The organism is Pseudomonas sp. C321, from assembly GCF_055407105.1.
The window spans coordinates 201,195-220,621 of the sequence record NZ_JBUZRB010000006.1 but is presented as its reverse complement, the minus strand read 5'-3'; the positions used below and the strand labels follow the sequence as shown (position 1 = coordinate 220,621).

Below are 19,427 nucleotides of genomic sequence, written 5' to 3'. Positions count from 1 at the left end.
CCCCCGAGGTGGAAAAAAACCGCATTCTACCCACTTTCAGTGACCATCGGGCACAGCCAGCGCTTTGCCGGTCTTGGGCCTGTCGCTATACTGCGCGTCAACTTCACGGACTAAAGAGCCGAGCTTAAGTGAACCGGCCCACGCCAGTAAAAACCGATAACTTCTTCCTGCTGATCTTCCGGGCACTGCGCCATCGCCGTGTACCGATCGCATTACGCATCGCCAGCCATAACGTGATCCTGGTCGCCCTGGCTCTGGTGATCTACGCCTGCGTGATGGGATTGCAATTCAAGCAGGCCATGCACGAGCAAGCCGACGCTCTGGGCGAAAGCTTGACCACCCAGACCGCCACCTCGGCGACCGAGCTGTTGGTGTCCAACGACATTCTCAGCCTCAACGTGCTGCTCAATAATCTGACCAAGAACCCGCTGGTGGCCCACGCGGCTATCTACAGCGTAGACAACCGGATCATGGCCGAAGCTGGGCAACGCCCGAAAAACGGCCTATTGGGTGAAGCCGAAGGCTTGTACCAGAGCAATATCACCTTTCAGGACGTGAAGGCCGGCCAATTGCGCATCAGCCTGGACATGCAGCAATTCCAGCAGCCAATGACCATCAGCCTGCAAAGCATGGGCATTTTGAGTGCAATCCTGCTGGCCCTGTCCCTGGCCTTGAGCTTGCGCCTGGGGCGACATATCTCCACGCCCCTGATGCAACTGCGCATTTGGCTGCGGGACATCGACGAACACACCCCGGCCACCGACCGCCAGGATGAAATCGGCGACCTCGCCCGCCAGTTGCACACCAGCTTCGCCCCGGAACCAGTAGTGCCTGAGGTTGAACCAGAGCCTGAGTACGACGACACCGACTACGAAGAAGACAAGCCTGCCTTTGGGCGTGACCCTGACTTCGACGAACGCGCGCCGGTGGCCGGGCTCAAGCCGGTATCCCGTCAGACGATCAAGGCAGAAGAAGACGAACTGGATGATGAAGACCCGTTCGCCGATCTTCGCGACCAGTCGCAATCAGCCCAGGTAGCCGCACCCAAGCCGGCACCCGCGCAAAACACCGAGCCGCAACACAGCGCCGTACTGGCCGTGCAACTGGGCGCGCAGGATCAACTACGTCGTTTGCCGCGCGCGCGCCTGACCGAACTGCTGGAGCGTTACCGCGACTGCCTCGACCAGGCGGCATCGCTGTACCAGAGCGAACTGCACACCCTGAACGACGGCAGTACCTTGATGCTGTTCCACAGTGAAGACAGCGGCGAAGACTACCTGACCAACGCCATCTGCTGCGGCGAGCTGCTGCGAGCCCTGGGCCATGCACTGCAAATCGAAGTCGCCGACAGCGGCATCACTTTGCAGCTGCAACTGGGGCTGACAGTGGGTGACGACCTGTATGGCATGAGCCAGATTGATCTGCTGCTGACCGAAATCGCCCAGGATGCACTGGCCTTGTCGCAACACAGCCGCAACTTGCTGCTGGTGGAACGCAAGATCAGTGATGACGCCCTGATCCGCCAGCGTGCGCGGATCAGGCCCATCGCCAGCCCAGAGGGCGCCAGTTGTGTGGAGCGCTTGATGGAGCCGTACCCATCGATGCTGGAGCGGCAGTTGGCGCGAATGCATGAGACGCGGGCGAAGGGTTAAACCCCACTCGCCACAACAGCAATTTTCGCCATAAATACCCCACATACAACAAGGCCCGCTGTCAGCGGGCCTTGTCTTGTCTGCGTTCAATTCAGAACCTGAACACTTCCATGTCGGTGCGAATCGGCGAGGCCATCGGGATTTTCGGCTTGTCCTGCACGGCCGGCTTGGCAGGTGCCGGGGCCGACTTGCGCGGTGCTTCGGCGACAGCTGGCTGATTGGCCAACGGCCTGAGCGCTACCGACAACTGCTCAGCCAGACGCTGCAACAACACACCCTGGGCCTGAACCTGGGAGGCGGTGCTGCCGACGTGTTCTTCCTGCAGATGCACGATACGGTTATCCCGCACTTGGCCGCGACGGTCGATCAAGCGCCACTGCGCATCAAGAATTGCCGGTTGCGAAACACCGGAATCCAGGCGCGTGATGGTCAGCAACACCTGCACATCAGGGGCAAAACCTGTGGGGGCAGGTGACAGCACCACCCGCTGACTGTCCAGATGACCGGCTACCTGGCGCAGCATCAACTGATTGATGTCCGATGACAGGCTACCCGCCCAGCGACCATCTGTGGAACCTTGCAGGCTGCCATCATTCTGACGTTGCAGCAGGGTCTCGCGTTGCAGGTAGTCAGCCACGACAACCGGGCCGAGCAATACCGCCATACCGGCACTTTGTGCCGGCTGGGCTGGGCTTCCACTGTCCAGCTGATACAGCGACACAGGTTGGTGTGTGCTGCAACCCGCCAGGCCAAAAAGGCCAGCAAGCAACAAAATAAAAGGAAGGCGCGGAGCAGTCATCATCCCATCCAAGTGGCGGCCACAAGGCAAACCACAATGTAATACCTAAAAATAACCTGTACGCGCTCAGCCACGCCGGCGCTGGAAAGGCCATATCATCCGTGAATATGCGCCATGACTCCAGCGCGAAAGCGTCGATCTACGGGTTAAATCGTAGATCGAGTGCTCTATATCGCCTTAAGCGGGCGTTTCCACCAGCAATGCGTCCACTCGCTGGAAGCCGCGGGGCAATTTGTTCCCGCGACGGCCGCGCTCGCCCTTGTAGTGTTCCAGGTCGTCAGGGCGCAATGACAGCGTACGCTTACCGGCCTGCAGCACCAGGGTAGAGCCTTCCGGGATCACCGCAATATCGGTCACGTACTCTTCGCGACTGGCCACCCGCTCACCGGGAATACCGATAATTTTGTTGCCCTTGCCTTTACCCAACTGTGGCAGATCGCTGATCTTGAAGATCAACAAGCGGCCTTCGGTGGTCACCGATGCCAGCCAATTACCTTCACGGTCACTGACCGGACGCGGCAGGATCACCTTGGCGTTGTTCGGCAAACTCAGCAAAGCCTTGCCAGCCTTGTTCTTGGCCTGCAGGTCTTCACCCTTGACCACGAATCCATAACCGGCGTCGGAGGCAATGACGTACAGCGAATCATCTTCCGGCACCAACACGCATTCGAAATTCGCCCCTGGCGGCGGCGTCAGACGCCCAGTCAACGGCTCGCCCTGCCCCCGCGCCGAAGGCAAGGTATGAGCCGGTACCGAATAACTGCGACCGGTGGAGTCGATAAACACCGCAAACTGGTTGGAACGCCCGGCGGCAGAGGTCTTGAACCCGTCGCCAGCCTTATAGGACAAACCAGTGGCGTCAATATCATGCCCCTTGGCTGAACGAACCCAACCCTTTTCCGACAGAACGACGGTAATTTTCTCGTTGGGCAGCAACTCGGTTTCGGTCAGGGCCTTGGCTTCGGCACGCTGGACAATTGGCGAGCGGCGGTCATCGCCATAGGTTTCGGCGTCTTTTATCAGTTCTGTCCGCACCAGCTTCTTCAGTTTGGCTTCGCTGCCCAGCAAGGCCTGCAGCTTGGCTTGCTCCTTGAGCAGCGCGTCCTGTTCGTCCCGCAGCTTCATCTCTTCCAGTCGCGCCAACTGACGCAAGCGGGTGTCGAGGATGTAGTCAGCCTGCATCTCGCTCAGCTCGAAGCGCGCGATCAGCTCGGCCTTCGGATGCTCGGCGGTGCGGATGATATGAATGACTTCATCCAGGTTGAGGTAGGCAATCAGCAAACCGTCCAACAGATGCAGGCGACGCTCGACCTTGTCCAGTCGGTATTGCAGGCGGCGGCGCACGGTCTGCACGCGGAACTCCAGCCACTCCACCAGCAGCGCCCGCAGGTTCTTGAGCTGTGGCTTGCCGTCCAGGCCGATGATATTGATGTTGACCCGGTAGCTGGATTCCAGCTCGGTGCTGGCAAACAGGTGCTGCATCAGCACTTCGTGGTCAACCCGGTTGTTGGTCGGGATGATCACGATGCGGCATGGGTTTTCGTGGTCGGACTCGTCACGCAGGTCAGCGACTTGCGGCAGCTTCGACGGCTTGGACTGCATCAGCGCGGCGATCTGCTCCAGCACCTTGGCGCCGGACACCTGGTGCGGCAGCGCGGTGACAATAATGTCGCCGTCTTCGATGTGGTACACGGCGCGCATGCGCACCGACCCCTTACCGGTTTCGTACATTTTCAGCAGGTCGACGCGCGGCGTGATGATTTCCGCTTCGGTCGGGTAGTCCGGGCCCTGGATATGTTCGCAAAGCTGCTCGACCGTGGCCTTGGGTTCATCCAGCAAGCGCACGCAGGCGGTGGCAACTTCCCGCAGGTTGTGCGGCGGCACGTCGGTGGCCATACCCACGGCGATACCGGTGGTGCCATTGAGCAGGATATTCGGCAAACGCGCTGGTAACACCAGCGGCTCATCGAGGGTACCGTCGAAGTTGGGGCCCCAGTTGGCAGTGCCCTGGCCCAGCTCGCTGAGCAGCACTTCGGAATAGCGCGACAGCCGCGCTTCGGTATAACGCATGGCGGCGAAGGACTTGGGATCATCCGGCGCACCCCAGTTACCCTGGCCGTCTACCAGGGTGTAGCGGTAGCTGAACGGCTGGGCCATCAGCACCATGGCTTCGTAGCACGCCGAGTCGCCGTGGGGGTGGAACTTGCCGAGCACGTCACCGACGGTACGCGCCGACTTCTTGTGCTTGGAGTCGGCGTCCAGGCCCAACTCACTCATGGCGTAGATAATGCGCCGCTGTACAGGCTTCAGGCCGTCGCCGATATGCGGCAAGGCACGGTCCATGATCACGTACATGGAGTAGTTGAGGTAGGCATTTTCGGTGAAGTCAGCCAGCGACCGGCGTTCTACGCCATCTAAGCTGTCTGCAAGGATGTCACTCATGCGGGCCTCATCATTGTTTGGTCTGGCGCAGCAGCAAAGTGCCGCCACGCTGGGTAAATTCAAGTTGTTTCAATGCACTCATGCCCAACAGCACTTGCTCGCCACCCAGCCCCGGCGCCACCAGTGCGCGGACGTCCCGCAGGACGATATCGCCCAACTGCAGGCGATCGAGGTGGGTGCGATAGCCCTGGCTGCGGCCGTTGGCAGTGCTCAAGGTCACCGACAAGCCCCGCTTCAACCCCAAGCGCTCGGCCAGTTCGGCCGGTACCGCCACATCAGTGGCGCCGGTGTCGAGCATGAAATTCACCGGCTGGCCGTTGATCTGACCGCTGGCAACGAAATGCCCCTGGCCGTTACCGACCAGTTTCACTTCTATATAACCCTCATGTTGCTCGGAGGTGACCACGGCATTGGGGTTTTCCTGACGCGCTTCCCACTGCCCAAAAAACCGTGTCGCCAAAAACAGCCCGGCACCCCAGGCCACGAACATCAACACACGTCCGGCACGCTTGCCGGGTGGCTGCTGGCTCATGGCTTGGCGCTCCAGCCACCGACTGGGGCGGAAAAACGATAGACCATCGGCCGCTTTTCACCATCGGCGCGGGCGCCGAAATTATTGTCGATGCCAACCCAGACGCCGTCGGCGTCCACCAACAAAGCCTCCGCCAGGCCATAGGCCTGTGCATAACGCCGATTCGGCGTGAGGGTTTCGTCGGCAAACGACCAGCACAACTCGACCTGGGCGGTCGCCGCATCACGGCGGCAGATCTGGAACGCATTGCGCTCCAGGGTAAACAGCTTGCCATTGAACAGCGCCAGGTCGGCAAAGTCCTTGGACACCGCCTTGGCGCCCGGGAACTGAGCCGGCTGCATTTCCTGGCCGGCCTCGCTCAACAACACACAAGGCCCATCACAATCCCAAAGGCTTTGCGGGCGCTTGATCGAGATCAAACCCCGGCGTTCACGCTCGGCCGCCAGCCAGATCTGATTGCCTTCGGGGTTAACCGCCAGGCCTTCGAACAACGCATTGAAGTGCAGCAACATACCGCTGGCGCGGGCTTCACGAACCATGCCTGGGGCGATTTTCAACCATCCGGAGGCGCCGCTCGCAGGCACTTGCAGCACTGCCGCATGGGCTTCGCTGACAATGTAGCGATTGCCGGCGGCATCGCAGCTAATGCCTTCAAAATCCAGGTCGCCACCGCGAATGAACGACACGGCCTTGGTACGTGAACGCAGGCCCCAGGGCAATCCCGATTCCGGCACTGGCGGTACGTCGATCTTTACCGTTTCGGCCTGCCAGACAGCGGCGCGGGTATCCAGCCGGTAAATTTGCTCATCGTCGCGATCGGATACCGTCCACAACTCCTGGCCGCACAAGGCCAGGCCCGACAGGTTACCGCCGCGCATGCCCTCCACCGGGTACTCGGACAACAGTTTGAGCTCAGCCACAGGCGCCGCGACCACCATCGTTGCCGCTAACCCGCTCAACAACAGTATCGCCAGGGCGAAACCGCTGCGCATCAGCCCAGTACCTCGGCGAGGTTGCCCTTGGACTCCAGCCAGCTCTTGCGGTCCGGCGCGCGTTTCTTCGCCAGCAGCATGTCCATCATTTCCGACGTGGCGGCGAAGTCTTCCAGGGTCAACTGCACCAGGCGCCGAGTGTTGGGGTCCATGGTGGTTTCCCGCAGTTGCGGCGGGTTCATTTCACCCAGGCCCTTGAATCGGGTGACCTGTGGTTTACCGCGTTTCTTCTCGGCCACCAGGCGATCAAGGATGCCATCGCGCTCGGCTTCGTCCAGGGCGTAGAAAATCTCCTTGCCCTGGTCGATGCGGTACAGCGGCGGCATGGCGACATAGATGTGACCGGCATCCACCAACGGGCGGAAATGCTGGACGAACAGCGCGCACAGCAGCGTGGCAATGTGCAGGCCGTCGGAGTCGGCGTCGGCGAGGATGCAGATCTTGCCATAGCGCAGTTGGGCAATGTCCGCCGAGCCAGGATCTACACCGATGGCCACGGCAATGTTGTGTACTTCCTGGCTGGCCAGCACTTCGCTGCCGTCGACTTCCCAGGTGTTGAGGATCTTGCCCCGCAGCGGCAGGATCGCCTGGAACTCCTTGTCCCGCGCCTGCTTGGCCGAACCACCGGCGGAATCACCTTCCACCAGGAACAGCTCGGAACGCATAGGGTCTTGCCCAGCACAATCAGCCAGTTTGCCGGGCAGTGCCGGCCCCTGGGTGATGCGCTTGCGTTCGACCTTTTTGCTCGCCTTGAGACGACGGCCCGCGTTGTTGATCGCCAGTTCCGCCAGGGCCAGGCCCAGTTCCGGGTGCTCGTTGAGCCACAGGCTGAAGGCGTCCTTGACCACACCAGAAACAAACGCTGCGGCTTCACGGGACGACAGACGTTCCTTGGTTTGGCCGGAGAATTGCGGCTCCTGCATTTTCATCGACAGGACGAAAGCGATCCGCTCCCAGACGTCTTCTGGTGCCAGCTTCACGCCCCGCGGCAACAGGCTGCGGTATTCGCAGAACTCGCGCATGGCATCCAGCAGGCCTTGGCGCAAACCATTGACGTGGGTGCCGCCTTGAGCAGTAGGGATCAGGTTGACGTAACTTTCCTGAACGCTGTCACCGCCTTCGGGCAACCACAGCAAGGCCCAATCCACGGCCTCTTTATTACCAGCCAGGCTGCCGCAGAACGGCTCGTTGGGCAGGCGTTCGAACTCGCAGACCGAATCTTCCAGGTAAGAGCGCAGGCCGTCTTCGTAGTGCCACTCGATTTTCTCGCCGGTGCCTTTGTCTTCGAAGCTGACCAGCAGGCCCGGGCACAGAACAGCCTTGGCCTTGAGTACGTGCTTGAGGCGGCTGATAGAGAACTTTGGTGAATCGAAGTATTTCGGGTCCGGAACGAAGTACACGCTGGTCCCGGTGTTGCGCTTGCCGACGGTGCCGATCACTTCCAGGTCGGTGGCCTTGTAGCCATCGGCGAAGGTCATCTGGTATTCGTTGCCGTCGCGCTTGACCTTGACCCGTACGTGATGGGACAGGGCGTTGACCACGGAAATGCCCACACCGTGCAAGCCGCCGGAGAACTGGTAGTTTTTGTTGGAGAACTTGCCGCCAGCATGGAGCTTGGTGAGGATCAGCTCGACGCCCGACACCCCCTCTTCCGGGTGAATGTCCACCGGCATGCCGCGACCATCGTCGCTGACTTCCAGTGAATGGTCGGCGTGGAGGATGACTTGTACCGACTTGGCGTGCCCGGCCAAGGCTTCATCGACGCTGTTGTCGATGACTTCCTGGGCAAGGTGGTTCGGCCGACTGGTGTCGGTGTACATACCGGGACGTTTGCGCACCGGGTCGAGGCCCGAGAGGACTTCGATGGCGTCGGCGTTATAAGAGCTAGCGCTGGGAGTGGCCATGGGGTCTCGTAGTGAGTCGTTCGATTAAAAAGTAACCTGCGATTTCATAGTGCTAAAAAATCGAAGGATTGATACTGATCCGCGCCAATGCCGGCAAAACTCAACAGCGCCGGCAACTGCCGGGCAAAACCCTGGTAACCGTGGTCGCCACCGGCCTGGATGCGCAAGGCACAGGCCCGGTAATACTGCTGGGCGTGGCGATAATCCAGGGTTTCGTCGCCGGTCTGTAACCACACCTGATAACGCTGGGCATCCTGGGGCGCCGGGACTTCCAGCTCGGCCAGGGCTGCCACGTGATCGTGGGTCAGTTCCCAGGTCTCATCGGTGTAGAGGTTCTTCTGGGTGCCCAGGTAACCGTCGAACATCCGATGCGGGCTGACGGCCGGGTTGACCAGCAAGGCGTTGAGGCCATGGCGTTCGGCAAGATGGGTTGCATAGTAGCCGCCGAGTGAGCTGCCGACCAGCAGTGGCCGCCCCAGCTCGCTGATCGCCTGCTCCAGCTGGGCGATAGCCTGGCGGGGGTGGTGATGCAGGGCCGGTACCCGCAGCTGATCAGCCAGACCGAGGCTGTCCATTACGGTGATCAGTTGGCTGGCCTTGTTGGACGCAGGCGCGCTATTGAAACCGTGGATATACAAGATCGAAGCGGGCATACCGGGCTCTCCGTGCTTCAGCCAAAGAGACGCAGTTTACAGGGAAATCTCAGTAGCCGTTGCTACCGTAATCCACCTGAAACTCAAAGCCTTCGACGCGCTCAACGCCGGTTTCAAGCCGTCCGTCGGCATGCAGGCGCAACCAGCGATAGCCTGGTGCCTCTTCGCTGACCTTGAAATCCTCGCTGCCGGGAGCGAATTGGATACAGGTGGACGGCGACGCCAGCAAGCGCACTCCATTGCGTTCGCGGTCGATTTCCTGATGCACATGACCCCAAAGCAGCGCTTTCACCTGAGGGAAACGGTCCAGCACAGCAAACAGTGCCTCGGGATTACGCAGCCCTATGGGCTCCATCCACGCACAGCCGATGGACACTGGGTGATGGTGCAAGCACACCAGGTGATGGCGGCTAGGCGCTTCACTCAAGGATCGCGCGAGCAATTGCAGTTGCTGGTCCTGCAAGTAACCCGGCACGGAGCCCGGCACCGCCGAGTCCAGCAAGGTGACACGCCAGTTGCCCACATCCACCACCGGCTCCAGCAACGCGCTGTTCACCGTTGCCTGCAGCATGATGTGCGGCTCGTCGTGATTGCCTGGAATCCAGCGCGCCGGCGCCGAAATCTGCCGGGTCATGTCGCGAAACTGTTGGTAAGACTCCAGCGTGCCGTCCTGGGACAGGTCACCAGTGGCCAGCAACAGATCAATCTGCGGTTGTTGAGCCCGCACCAGGTCGATCACCCGCTGCAGGCTGTCGCGGCTGTTCATGCCCAGCAGCGTACTGTCGGCCTCGGCAAACAGATGGCTGTCGGACAACTGCACCAGCAACGCCGAAGCGTCAGGATTCAAGGCGGATACGCTCGGCAAGGCGTTCTCCCAGGGCGTGATCACAGGAATGGACATTTGGCGCAATTATGCTGGGGCAGGACACAAAGAGGAAACCCATGAAGCGGGCGCAGTTCACATCTACCGAACGACTTCAAACTCATGGCCCAGGGCCAGACAGTGGCTCAACCATTCACCGAGGAACACATTGAGCTGTGCTTTCTCATCGGGCTGGTGCATGAACACATTAGGGTAAGGATAGATGCTGCGAAAGCGCCGCGCATGTTCGGCACTGACCACTTCGGCCATTCGCGCATCGTGATACACCTGAACTTCCAGTTGCGGCACCGGCAACCACGGCAGGCTGTGTTCCTGGCGCACCCGCAGGGTGGTGGTGTACGGGCAGGTCAGCAGCACTTCCAGAGCCAGCACGCCGAGCATCTGGTCGCCGTGGGTCACGGCAATGCGCCGCGCCTCGGGGGCGTGACGCATATCCGGGAGCAGCCGCATCAGCCGTGCATAGTTGGCCTCGCAAGCCGCTTGCAACCCGACCAGGTCAACCCGATAACGTTCTCGTGCCTTTACTGCCATAACCCCCTCACTTCCGCGCGATTAAGCGCAAGCCATTGCAGGGCGATAATGCTGGCTGCGTTGGAAATCTTGCCGTCACGTACCGCTTGCAGAGCGTCTTCGAAGGCCCAGACGGTGACGCGGATGTCTTCTGCTTCTTCTTCAAGCCCATGGACGCCACCGGCCCCGGCACTCTCGCAACGCCCCAGGAACAGGTGGACGTATTCGGTGCTGCCACCCGGCGACGGGAAATATTTAGTGATCGGCCACAGCGCGGAGAAGGTCAACCCAGCTTCCTCCTCGGCTTCGCGGTGCGCAACCTCCTCCGGTTGCTCGTCCTTGTCGATCAGGCCGGCAACCATCTCCACCAGCCACGGGTTGTTGGTCCGACCCATGGCGCCGACACGAAATTGCTCGATCAGTACCACTTCATCGCGCTGCGGATCGTAAGGCAGCACGCACACCGCATCATGACGGACGAAGACTTCACGGCTGATCACCCGGCTCATGCCACCCTCGAACAGCTCATGGCGCAGTTGCACGTGATCAAGCTTGTAGAAGCCCTGGTAGGCATTGTCGCGCTGAACGATCTCTATCTTGCTCGGCGTCGATTTCGCAATGTCCGTCATATCAACCCTCGTTTATAGCCGTGCGGTTTCGAGGCTAGCCTCGGCATCGCGCCATCCTAACGCGCTCGTGCCTATGGGTGCAGCCCCTTTCCGGTTGCCGGGATAGACGGCTGGCGTCAAACTCACTGTATTCAGCTTAGTGGCGAACTGACTGCGATGCTGGCAGTCGAAGCCCCATATCTTTCGCTCTTCTCCGATTTATGAAGGACGCACATGTCGCTTTTAAAAGTCGCCTCCCTGGCCTGTATTGCATTGACCCTCGGCGCTTGCCAGAGCCTGTTCCAACCCAGCTATCGCGCGCCACTGGAAACCACTCGTGACGCCTCTGAGCAAACCCAACCCGGTTGCGCCACTGCCGATTGCCCGCTGGTGAACATCGACACAGTGCATTTCGCCAAAGAGCCCAAGTTGGATGGATTGATCGAGCAGCGTTTACTGGAGATGACCCGCACCACGCCGGGCGCAGCGCTGCCAACGACCCTTGCGGCCTATCGTGAGCAGTTCCTGCGCACATCCGGCCCACGCAACAGCATGTATTTGCAAGCCAAGGTACGGGAGCAGCATGACGGCTTGGTGATCATCGAGTTGTCCAGTTACCTGGACACCGGTGGCGCCCATGGCGAGCCGGGCCGTGGGTTTATCAACTACTCGCGCCAGCAACAGAAAGCCTTGACCCTGCCGGACATGCTGTTACCCGGCAAGGAAGAGGCGTTCTGGAAGGCCGCGCAAGTGGCCCACAACAGCTGGCTGATCAGCACCCGCCTGGGCCTGGAACCGGACTACGTGAAAACCTGGCCATTCCAGAAAACCCCGAACGTGGCGCTAACCTATGGTGGCGTGATCCTCAAGTACCCCACCACCACCATCGCCCCATACGCCATGGGCCATGTCGAACTGCAAATCCCCTACTCGCGCCTGGATGACATCATCAAGCCCGAACTGGTGCCCGTGCGCCACTGAAGGCCCGGCCGAGGATAAATTGCAGCAGCCCTGCCAGCACCAGCGCCGGCAGGGTGGCGCCGATGTCCGGATAGAGATTGGCCAGCAAGTGATAGGTGCTGATACCGCCGAGCCAAGCCAGCAGCGCCGGCCAACGCAGGCTTGCAACCGCCGCTGAGCCTCGGCGACGCAAGATGAAGTGATCCACCAGCACCACGCCAAACAGCGGCGCGAATACCGAGCCGATCAACAGCAGGAAGTTCTGGTACTGGGCCAGCGGCGCGAAGCAGGCGATCAGCGTACAGATGACGCCGATGGCCCACGCCAGGTGCTCGACTTTCAAGCGCAACAGAATCCCGCTGGACACCGCCGCCGAGTGAATATCAGCGAAGGCATTTTCCGATTCATCCAGAAGAATCAGCAACAGCGGAACCCCTAGGCCTGCCCCGGCCAAGGCCAGCAACAAGGCATTTACTTCACCACTCGGCGCGAACGCCAGGGTGTAGGCCACGCCCAGGCTCATCAGCCAGAAGTTACCGATAAAAAAGCCCAGGGCCGTACCGCCAAAGACATTTTTCGCCCGCTTGCCGAAGCGCGAGTAATCGGCGATCAGCGGCAGCCAGGACAACGGCATGGCGATGGCAATATCAAAGCCCACGGCAAACGGCAGCGAACCGTCGCCGGCCTGGGCCCAAAGTGTGGCCAGGTCAGCTTTGGCGAACAGGTTCCAGGTCAGCCATAAGCAGGCGGCCAACAGTAGCCAGATGCCCCACTTGCGCAGGATCTGCCGCACGAAGGTCAGCGGACCGCAGACGGCCAGCAAGGTAGCGAGCCCGCCAAAGAATAGAGTCCAGAGCAACGGGCTAGCCAACAGGCTGCCTTCGCTGAACGCCCGAGTGCCTAACAAACTCGCAGCATCGCGCATCACAATAATTTCAAACGAGCCCCAGCCGATCAGCTGCAGCAGGTTCAACAGCGCCGGCAGGCTTGCGCCTTTTGCGCCGAGGCTGAGCTTGAGAGCGGCCATGGAGGACAGGCCGGTGTCGCTGCCGATCACGCCGACGGCGGCCAGCAACAGCACGCCAACCAGAGTGCCGAGGAAAATGGCCAGCAGCGAACCGGACAATCCCAGACCCGGCGCCAACAGCGCGCCGGTTTGCAGAACCATCAGGCCGATGCCGAGTGAGAACCATAAGGAAAAGAGATCGCGGGCACCGAAGACGCGCTTGTCAGCCGGCACTGCGATGTCTGGGGAATAGGTGCTGGGTTGAATGCTCAAGGGTGTTATCTCAGAGGGATGATAGCTACAAGCTGCAAGCCTTAAGCTGCAAGCAAAAACGGGTTTGCACCTGCTTCTAACTTGCAGCTTGCAGCTTGGCGCTTAAACCTTTTTGTACAGCTGACTACCTTCCTGCTTGAACCGCTCCGCCTGCTCCGCCAACCCTTTGGCGACATCCACATCCACTGCCTCGATCAGTTGGTTAGCTGCGTACTCACGCACTTCCTGGGTGATCTTCATCGAGCAGAATTTCGGCCCACACATCGAGCAGAAATGCGCGACCTTGGCCGAATCCTTTGGCAGGGTTTCATCGTGGTACGAACGCGCGGTGTCCGGGTCCAGGCCTAGGTTGAACTGGTCTTCCCAGCGGAACTCGAAGCGCGCCTTGCTCAACGCATTATCGCGAATTTGCGCTCCCGGATGCCCCTTGGCCAAGTCCGCCGCGTGGGCCGCGATCTTGTAGGTGATGATCCCGGTCTTGACGTCATCCTTGTTCGGCAAACCCAAGTGCTCCTTGGGCGTGACGTAGCAGAGCATGGCGCAACCGAACCAACCGATCATCGCCGCACCGATGCCGGAGGTGATGTGGTCATAACCCGGTGCAATGTCGGTGGTCAGCGGGCCAAGGGTGTAGAACGGCGCCTCGTCGCAGCACTCCAGCTGCTTGTCCATATTCTCCTTGATCAGTTGCATCGGCACGTGGCCGGGGCCTTCGATCATGGTTTGCACATCGTGCTTCCAGGCGATCTTGGTCAGCTCGCCGAGGGTTTCCAGCTCGCCAAATTGCGCGGCGTCGTTGGCGTCGGCAATCGAGCCCGGACGCAGGCCATCCCCGAGGGAGAAGCTGACGTCGTAGGCCTTCATGATTTCGCAGATTTCGTCGAAATGGGTGTAGGTGAAGTTCTCTTTGTGGTGGGCCAGGCACCACTTGGCCATGATCGAACCACCACGGGAAACAATGCCGGTAACGCGTTTGGCGGTCAGCGGTACATAGCGCAACAAGACGCCTGCGTGGATGGTGAAGTAGTCGACGCCCTGCTCGGCCTGTTCGATCAGGGTGTCGCGAAACAGCTCCCAGGTCAGGTCTTCAGCGGCGCCGCCGACTTTTTCCAGGGCCTGGTAGATCGGCACGGTACCGATCGGCACCGGCGAGTTGCGGATGATCCACTCGCGGGTTTCGTGGATGTGCTTGCCGGTGGACAGGTCCATCACCGTGTCCGAACCCCAGCGAATGCCCCAGGTCAATTTCGCCACTTCTTCTTCGATGGACGAACCCAGGGCGCTGTTGCCGATGTTGCCGTTGATCTTCACCAGGAAGTTACGGCCGATGATCATCGGTTCCAGTTCGGTGTGGTTGATGTTCGCCGGAATAATTGCACGGCCACGGGCGATTTCTTCGCGCACAAATTCAGGTGTGATGATTTTCGGCACGCTGGCGCCGAAGCTGTGACCGGCGTGTTGCTGGTTCAGAAGGCCTGCGGCACGGGCTTCTTCCAGCTTCATGTTTTCGCGGATGGCAACGTATTCCATCTCGGCGGTGATGATGCCTTGGCGGGCGTAGTGCATCTGCGTGACGTTGGCCCCGGCCTTGGCCCGGCGCGGGTTCTTCACGTGGGCGAAGCGCAGGGCAGTCAGCTCGGCATCGCTCAGGCGCTGCTGGCCGAAGTTGGAACTCAGGCCGGCCAGGCGCTCGGTGTCGCCACGGGATTCAATCCACGGTGAGCGCACGTCGCCCAGGCCTTTGCGCACATCAATAATGACGTTGGGGTCGGTGTAGGGGCCGGAGGTGTCGTAGACCACCACGGGGGCATTGATTTCGCCGCCGAGGTCGGTGGGGGTAACGTCGAGGCTGACTTCGCGCATCGGCACGCGAATGTCTGGGCGCGTGCCCTGGACGTAGATTTTTTGCGAGCGGGTAAACGGCTGTACTGATTGCTGATCGACCTTGGCCGACTCACTCAAATGCACGGTGTTTTTTAGTTTTGTACTCATCACGGGCTCTCCAGACACATCCAGGCAGTGGATTTTTGTCGGAGTGAACCTGTGACGGATGGGCGCACTGTAAATAAGTGCTGTGCTTGGCGCACGAGGGCTGTTCGATTGTCGAACAACATCCCGGACGAAGCACAAGAGGACTCGCCGGGTGACGAGAAATCTTGTTCCCTACGCAGGCGCTAACCTGATCAGGTTCAACGGGATCCGGTATTTACCGATCTCAGCCTCATAGCAAGGCACCCCGACAAGAACGCGGCCAGTCTAGACCATGGAGCAGGCAAATTACCAATAGCGGTGCATTCAGCGTGATGAATGGCGCAATTGCAGGATTGTTGCGTGGTGTTGCGACCACTACACTCGGCTACTGTCTCAACGCCTTGACGCTCCGGATCGCTCGTCGTAGCCTTGGGCTCAAAATTATCGCCGTAATATTTACTCTAGGGATCGCCTCATGCTGCGCAAACTCTCACTGGCTCTTGCCGTGTCTTGTGCGACCAATGGAATGGTCTGGGCAGTTGAAGCGCCCTTGTCGACCAAAACCGACCTGGTCAGCGTCTATCAAGAAGCGGTGGACAACAACGCCGACCTGGCCGCCGCCCGCGCCCAATACGGCGCGCAGAAGGAAGTGGTGCCCCAGGCCCGTGCCGGTTTGCTGCCGAACCTGTCGGCCGGCGCCGACATCAACAATGTACGCACCCAGATCGACCAGCCTGCGGCCACCGCCAATCGCGATGCCCATTCCTGGCGGGCAACCCTGAGTCAGCCGCTGTTCCGTGCCGACCGCTGGTTCCAGCTGCAAGCCGCCGAAGCGGTCAACGAACAGGCCGCGCTGCTACTCTCGGCCACCGAACAGAACCTGATCCTGCAAAGCGCCGAAAACTACTTCGCCGTGCTGCGGGTCCAGGACAACCTGGCCTCGACCAAGGCCGAAGAAGCCGCCTTCAAGCGTCAACTGGACCAGTCCAACGAGCGCTTCGATGTCGGCCTGTCGGACAAGACCGACGTGCTGCAATCCCAGGCCAGCTACGACACGGCGCGGGCCAACCGGATTCTGGCCCAGCGCCAGGTGGACGACGCCTTTGAAGCGCTGATAACCCTGACCAACCGTCAGTACAACGCCATTCAGGGCATCGTCCATACGCTGCCGGTGTTACCGCCGTTGCCCAACGACGCCAAAGCCTGGGTCGACACCGCAGGCCGACAGAACCTGAATTTGCTGGCCAGCAACTATGCAGTCACCGCCGCTGAAGAAACCCTCAAGCAACGCAAGGCCGGCCACGCGCCGACCCTCGATGCGGTGGCGCAATACGAGAAGGGTGACAACGACGCCCTGGGCCTGAGCAACCCGAATAACCTGCCGATTGCCTATGGCGGCGATGTCTCGCAACGCACCATCGGCCTGCGCCTGAGCATCCCGTTGTACAGCGGCGGCCTCACCAGCTCGCAAGTGCGCGAATCCTATTCGCGCCTTGGCCAGACCGAGCAACAACGCGAAGGCCTGCGCCGCCAGGTAGTAGAAAACACCCGCAACCTGCACCGTGCGGTGAACACCGATGTGGAGCAGGTACAGGCACGCCGCCAGTCGATCATCTCCAACCAGAGCGCGGTAGAAGCCACGGAAATCGGTTACCAGGTGGGCACGCGCAATATCGTTGATGTGCTGGATGCCCAGCGCCAGCTGTACACCTCAGTGCGCAACTACAACAACAGCCGCTATGACTACATCCTCGACAACCTGCGCCTGAAACAGGCAGCAGGGACGTTGAATCCGGGGGACTTGCAGGACCTGGCGCGGTATCTGAAGGCTGACTACAACCCGGACAAAGACTTCTTGCCGCCGGATCTGGCCAAGGCGGCTGCCGAACAATTGAAGGCTAATCCCGATTATTGAGCAACTGCCCCTGGAGCGAACTTGCTCGCGAAAAACTTAAGGACGCCGCGTTTATTCAGACTGAACGCGTAATCGTTAACGTCTGTCGCGAGCAAATTCGCTCCTGCAAGGTCAGCGATTGATCAGTCGATCAAGCCCATCGAGCAACCGCTTCAACGCACCCTGGTTAGCCTGCATCACCTTGAGCCCCGCTTCCGCCACCCTCTGCGCATCTCGCGGCAACTCAAACAGCCGCTGCACCGCCACCGCCAAGCCGTCAGCATCATCCACTTCCTGCAACGCTCCGGCCTCGCGCATCATTGTGGCGATTTCGAGGAAGTTGAACAGGTGCGGGCCACAGATCACAGGCTTGGCCAGCGCCGCCGGTTCCAGCAGATTGTGGCCGCCGTTGGGCATCAGGCTACCGCCGACAAAAGCGCTATCGGCCAACGCGTAAAGAAACAGCAACTCCCCCATGGTGTCACCGAGCAACACTGAAGTGGCTGCCGTCACAGGCTGATCGCTGGAGCGACGCACCGTGGCGAAGCCTTGCTGCTGGCACAACTCGAACATCGCGTTGAAGCGCTCCGGATGGCGCGGCACCAGGATCAGCAGCGCATCGGGGTGGCTGGCAAGCAATTGGCGATGGGCCGCGAGCACCACTTCATCCTCGCCTTCATGGGTACTGGCCGCGATCCATACCGGACGCTCGCTGGCTTGCCATTGCTGGCGCAGTTCTGCGGCGCGAAATAACAGCTGTGGATCGATGGTCAGGTCAAACTTGATCGAGCCGGTGACTTCGACGGTTTGCGGCCGCGCGCCGAGGCTGCGAAAGCGCTCGGCCTCGGTTTCGGTCTGTACGGCGAACAGGCTCATTTCTGCCAACATCGGCGCGGTCAGCTTGGCGAATCGCCCGTAGCCCTTGGCCGAGCGGGCCGATAGCCGCGCATTGGCCAATGCCACGGGGATACCGCGCTTGGCACATTGGTGGATATGGTTGGGCCACAGCTCGGTTTCCATGATGACTACCAGCGTGGGCTGGACCCGATCCAGAAACCGCTTTGCGGCGCACGGCAAGTCATAGGGAAGATAGCAATGCTGGATGCGCGGCTCATTGGCAAACAGTGCCTGGATCCGCTCGGAACCGGTGGGCGTCATGCAGGTGACAGTGATCGGCAACTGTGGATAACGTTGCAGCAGGCCACGGATCATTGGCGCAGCGGCGATGCTCTCGCCCACCGACACCGCGTGCACCCAGATCCCACCGGGCTGCATCGCCGGCAATCCATAGGAAAAGCGCTCACTGACGCGCTTGGCATAAGCCGGCGCCTTGCGCGCCCGCAGCCAAAGACGTAAAGCCACCAACGGCAGCACCAGGTAAAACAGACAGCTGTAGAGAGTTCTATTCATGGCGGCGGAGTTTATCGGCTTTTTTAGTCGATCGCCTGCAAGCACTCGGTAAAACGTTCGGCGAGAAAGCGTGCAGCGGGGCCTAGGGGTTCGTCGCGGCGCCATACAAGCTCCACAACCAGCGCTGGCGGGGTCCATTCGCCGCCCAGTTCGACCATCTGGCCCTGATACGTCGGGTACTGCACCACATGCCGGGGCAGCCAGGCCCAACCCAGGCCACGCACCAGCCATTCGGCGAGGACGTAGAAGCTGTCGGCGCGCCACACTTGGGGACTTGCGGCCTCACTGCCAGGGTAGACACTGGTTTGCGTGGACATCAGCAACTGGCGAAACTGCGCCAGATGCTGACAAAGCACATGCTTTTGCGTCGCCAGAGGATGTCCGACGCCGCATACAGTGACCATTTCCACGCGGCCTACTACTCGCCGCTCAAGGGCTTCGGGGATTTGGTCGTGGTAGAACAGCAGGCCCAGATCCGCCTTGCGCTCAACCAACTTTCGCGCCACGTCACCTTGGGCGACGCTGGACAATTGCACTTCCAGGCTGGGAAATTTCCCCGCCAGGGCTTCAAGGCTATCCAGTACCGGTTGATAGAGCATGGCCTCGTCCTGAGCCAGGCGCAGGCACGCCTCTTCCCCGCGCATTAACGACATGGCACGACCATTGAGGCGTTCGCACTGGCGCAACACCTCCCGCGCTTCTTCAAGTAATGCCGTTCCGGCTTCGGTCAACCGGGGCTGGCGGCCACTGCTGCGATCGAACAGACTGACCCCCAGGTCCGCCTCCAACAGCGCAATCCCATTACTCACCGCCGATTGCGCCTTGCGCTGGCCACGCGCTACTGCCGAAAACGAACGCTGCTCGGCAACACTGACAAACAGGCGCATCTGTTCCAGGCTCCACTGCACACTCATGGTTCAACCCATCTTCAATTCAGA

Annotated in this window: 16 protein-coding genes and 1 riboswitch; of the genes, 3 read left to right on the top strand and 13 right to left on the bottom strand. The window is 60.5% G+C overall.

Going from position 1 to position 19,427, the window contains the following annotated elements:
- Window positions 1–128 precede the first annotated feature (128 nt).
- The gene (locus ACZRJ6_RS19155; protein WP_463969094.1) at window positions 129–1,652 is read left to right on the top strand and encodes an AhpA/YtjB family protein; all 1,524 of its coding nucleotides are present in this window, start codon (window positions 129–131) and stop codon (window positions 1,650–1,652) included.
- A gap of 91 nt (window positions 1,653–1,743) precedes the next feature.
- On the opposite strand, the gene ACZRJ6_RS19150 is transcribed toward ACZRJ6_RS19155, so the two are convergent.
- The 9 genes from ACZRJ6_RS19150 to ACZRJ6_RS19110 all read right to left on the bottom strand — a co-directional run bounded on the left by ACZRJ6_RS19150 (window position 1,744) and on the right by ACZRJ6_RS19110 (window position 10,996).
- Window positions 1,744–2,451 carry a PqiC family protein gene (locus tag ACZRJ6_RS19150; protein WP_463969093.1) on the bottom strand — a complete coding sequence of 236 codons (708 nt, stop codon included), beginning with the start codon at window positions 2,449–2,451 and terminating at the stop codon, window positions 1,744–1,746.
- Between the two features lie 177 nt (window positions 2,452–2,628).
- On the bottom strand, window positions 2,629–4,893 hold the full coding sequence (gene parC, locus ACZRJ6_RS19145) for a DNA topoisomerase IV subunit A (RefSeq protein ID WP_463969092.1): 2,265 nt from the start codon (window positions 4,891–4,893) through the stop codon (window positions 2,629–2,631).
- A gap of 10 nt (window positions 4,894–4,903) precedes the next feature.
- The gene (locus tag ACZRJ6_RS19140; RefSeq protein WP_149411172.1) at window positions 4,904–5,425 is read right to left on the bottom strand and encodes a retropepsin-like aspartic protease family protein; all 522 of its coding nucleotides are present in this window, start codon (window positions 5,423–5,425) and stop codon (window positions 4,904–4,906) included.
- Complete coding sequence (locus ACZRJ6_RS19135) at window positions 5,422–6,417, bottom strand: esterase-like activity of phytase family protein (RefSeq protein WP_463969091.1); 996 nt, start codon at window positions 6,415–6,417, stop codon at window positions 5,422–5,424. The genes ACZRJ6_RS19140 and ACZRJ6_RS19135 overlap by 4 nt, the downstream gene beginning before the upstream one ends.
- A complete protein-coding gene (gene parE / locus ACZRJ6_RS19130) occupies window positions 6,417–8,321 on the bottom strand; it encodes a DNA topoisomerase IV subunit B (RefSeq protein ID WP_463969090.1) in 1,905 nt (634 codons plus the stop codon). The genes ACZRJ6_RS19135 and parE overlap by 1 nt, the downstream gene beginning before the upstream one ends.
- Window positions 8,322–8,365: 44 nt before the next feature.
- Entirely contained in the window at window positions 8,366–8,974 is a 609-nt protein-coding gene (locus tag ACZRJ6_RS19125) for a YqiA/YcfP family alpha/beta fold hydrolase (RefSeq protein WP_463969089.1), read from the bottom strand.
- A gap of 49 nt (window positions 8,975–9,023) precedes the next feature.
- Entirely contained in the window at window positions 9,024–9,839 is an 816-nt protein-coding gene (cpdA, locus tag ACZRJ6_RS19120; RefSeq protein WP_463969088.1) for a 3',5'-cyclic-AMP phosphodiesterase, read from the bottom strand.
- Window positions 9,840–9,938: 99 nt separating this feature from the next.
- Window positions 9,939–10,388, bottom strand: a complete 450-nt coding sequence (locus ACZRJ6_RS19115; RefSeq protein ID WP_133101399.1) for a DUF1249 domain-containing protein — start codon at window positions 10,386–10,388, stop codon at window positions 9,939–9,941.
- Window positions 10,379–10,996, bottom strand: a complete 618-nt coding sequence (locus ACZRJ6_RS19110; RefSeq protein ID WP_350614058.1) for an NUDIX domain-containing protein — start codon at window positions 10,994–10,996, stop codon at window positions 10,379–10,381. Before ACZRJ6_RS19110 ends, ACZRJ6_RS19115 begins: the two co-directional genes overlap by 10 nt.
- 213 nt (window positions 10,997–11,209) lie before the next feature.
- Between ACZRJ6_RS19110 and ACZRJ6_RS19105 the strand changes: the two genes are divergently transcribed.
- Complete coding sequence (locus ACZRJ6_RS19105) at window positions 11,210–11,956, top strand: RsiV family protein (protein WP_463969087.1); 747 nt, start codon at window positions 11,210–11,212, stop codon at window positions 11,954–11,956.
- On the opposite strand, the gene cytX is transcribed toward ACZRJ6_RS19105, so the two are convergent.
- Window positions 11,925–13,214, bottom strand: coding sequence for a putative hydroxymethylpyrimidine transporter CytX (gene cytX, locus ACZRJ6_RS19100; protein WP_463969086.1), 1,290 nt, complete (start codon window positions 13,212–13,214; stop codon window positions 11,925–11,927). The genes ACZRJ6_RS19105 and cytX overlap by 32 nt on opposite strands.
- Before the next feature lie 102 nt (window positions 13,215–13,316).
- The gene (gene thiC, locus ACZRJ6_RS19095; RefSeq protein ID WP_463969085.1) at window positions 13,317–15,206 is read right to left on the bottom strand and encodes a phosphomethylpyrimidine synthase ThiC; all 1,890 of its coding nucleotides are present in this window, start codon (window positions 15,204–15,206) and stop codon (window positions 13,317–13,319) included.
- Between the two features lie 151 nt (window positions 15,207–15,357).
- A riboswitch (TPP riboswitch) is annotated at window positions 15,358–15,463 on the bottom strand.
- Between the two features lie 197 nt (window positions 15,464–15,660).
- Between thiC and ACZRJ6_RS19090 the strand changes: the two genes are divergently transcribed.
- Window positions 15,661–17,100 carry a TolC family outer membrane protein gene (locus ACZRJ6_RS19090; RefSeq protein ID WP_463969084.1) on the top strand — a complete coding sequence of 480 codons (1,440 nt, stop codon included), beginning with the start codon at window positions 15,661–15,663 and terminating at the stop codon, window positions 17,098–17,100.
- Window positions 17,101–17,211: 111 nt separating this feature from the next.
- Here ACZRJ6_RS19090 and waaA read toward each other — a convergent pair whose 3' ends face one another.
- The gene (waaA, locus tag ACZRJ6_RS19085) at window positions 17,212–18,489 is read right to left on the bottom strand and encodes a lipid IV(A) 3-deoxy-D-manno-octulosonic acid transferase (RefSeq protein ID WP_463969083.1); all 1,278 of its coding nucleotides are present in this window, start codon (window positions 18,487–18,489) and stop codon (window positions 17,212–17,214) included.
- 23 nt (window positions 18,490–18,512) lie between these two features.
- Window positions 18,513–19,403: a LysR family transcriptional regulator gene (locus tag ACZRJ6_RS19080; protein ID WP_463969082.1), complete on the bottom strand. Its 891-nt coding sequence runs from the start codon at window positions 19,401–19,403 to the stop codon at window positions 18,513–18,515.
- Window positions 19,404–19,427 lie beyond the last annotated feature (24 nt).